The sequence below is a fragment of the Segatella copri genome, assembly GCF_024330485.1.
GTDB classification, from domain to species: Bacteria; Bacteroidota; Bacteroidia; order Bacteroidales; family Bacteroidaceae; genus Prevotella; species Prevotella copri_L.
The window spans coordinates 1-1,854 of the sequence record NZ_JANDWX010000084.1 but is presented as its reverse complement, the minus strand read 5'-3'; the positions used below and the strand labels follow the sequence as shown (position 1 = coordinate 1,854).

Annotated in this window: 1 protein-coding gene; it reads left to right on the top strand. The window is 39.6% G+C overall.

The window, feature by feature from the left end; all coding sequences use genetic code 11:
* Positions 1-126: 126 nt before the first annotated feature.
* Positions 127-1,824, top strand: coding sequence for an ISL3 family transposase (locus tag NNC77_RS16385; protein ID WP_118082171.1), 1,698 nt, complete (start codon positions 127-129; stop codon positions 1,822-1,824).
* The last annotated feature ends 30 nt before the right edge of the window (positions 1,825-1,854 follow it).

Sequence of the window (1,854 nt, the reverse complement as noted above, 5' to 3'; positions counted from 1 at the left end):
GGCTCTTCGCAAATTTTGGTGCATAATGCCCAACTGCAGAATTCTTTAAGAAAGTTTTATATAAAATGTTAGCGATTGTCCGACAAAAAATGTAAGTTTATTAGTGTTCAAAAAATAAGACTTACAATGGAGACAATCGCTAACATTTGCAAAGGTACAGAAAATTTAGGAAACAACCAAACGGATTTAAAATTAAATGCTTTTGAAGTGGGAGAAAACCTCGTTGCTTTCCTCATCCCCCACTTTGCTAATTTCGTTATAATCAACTATACCATCACAGAGGATGAAGTGGCACTGACGCTAAAAAGCAAGTCTACTTGCGCTTGCTGTGATCGTTGCCATATCGAGACACATCATACCCGTGGCTGGCAAAAAAGGAAAGTAACCATGCCTCCGCTCGGTGGAAAACGTTTTACACTGATTTTGTATATGCGTAAATTTCACTGTAAGGCCGATGGTCATTTCTTTACAGAGCAACAGCCCGATTGGCTCAACAAGTATGCTAGATTTTCCATTGACTGTACAAGACTAATGAACCAAGTGCACTTACAGATGTCATCAGTCTCAGCTTCCAGAATATTGTCGGATATGGGAATACATTGCTGCCCCAACACATGTATCAATCATCTCAAGAATATAAAACTAGCTTCAGATAGGACGGCAACCAACATTGGTATAGACGATTTTGCTAAAAGGAAAGGCTATTCGTATGGTAGTGCCATCGTCAATCATGACACTGGTCAAGTGTTGGAATTGATTGATTCTAGAGACTCCGAAAAGGTCGCTGAAGTCCTGAGCCTCTATCATCATGTGTCCACCATCACTCGCGATAGGGGCAAGTGTTACATCAAGGCTATAAAGAAGGCTCTTCCTGCAGCAACTGTTGTCGCAGACAAATTCCATATTATGGAAAATTTGACGAAAGCACTTTTCCCACAAGTCCAAAGCCGCTTCTTGCATGAAAGAAAACGTTTGTTGGACAAAAGTGAAATTGGTCCCAAACCTCCAGTCTTAGATCAATCCTGGGTGCTACAAGGTATTTATGCATCTTTGGACTCAATGAGTAAAGACGTGGAAAAAGCTAAAACATTGGCTAAGCGGAAGTTGTGTCTTCAAATGCATGTAAATCAAGAGCTCTCTATAAAGGATATCCATGACAAAACAGGCTATAGCAGTTGTGAGATTAAGAAACTGCTAGATGCAACTTATGAGAGTTTTCTCAACCCTAGCCAACTATGGGTATATAAAAATGTGAAGTACATATCAGATAGAATCTTAGAGAAAAAGACTTTGGAATACTCAGGTGTGGTCAAGGGCGTTCATGGTTCGGGGAAAAAGTATGCAATGAAAATGTTGCTGTCCATTCTGAGGGAGAAATGGAAAAATGAATATGGGGAGTACAAAGAAAGAATGAGGAAATTTCTATCAAAAGAAAGCATACGAATGGAAGAGCATGATCTTTGGAACGCAATTGTACACTTTAATTCAAGACCAAAGACGGAATCTGTCAAGATTTTCATGCAACAAAAAAACATGTATGATTTGAAATACTTTGTCTCCACATTTCAAGGGATATTGAGTGGAGAGAACAAAATGGGACTATACAAATGGATAAATATGGCCATTGGATGTGGGGTGGATGGAATAGAAAAGTTTGCCATGGGTTTGCTTGACGACTACCAGGCCATCAAGAATTCCATTACCAGCAAATGGAACAATGGAATTCTTGAAGGAACGGTATGCAAGATAAAAACAGTAAAACGAATTATGGCAGGACGAGCCTCCATCACCTTGTTGGAGAAAAAGGTTGCGCTTAAGCTTTAGCACTATGTGCACCAAAATTTGCGAAGAGCC

Excerpts from the sequence above, each read along its gene's own strand:
- NNC77_RS16385 (WP_118082171.1), top strand. The coding sequence starts at position 127 with ATGGAGACAATCGCTAACATTTGCAAAGGTACAGAAAATTTAGGAAAC.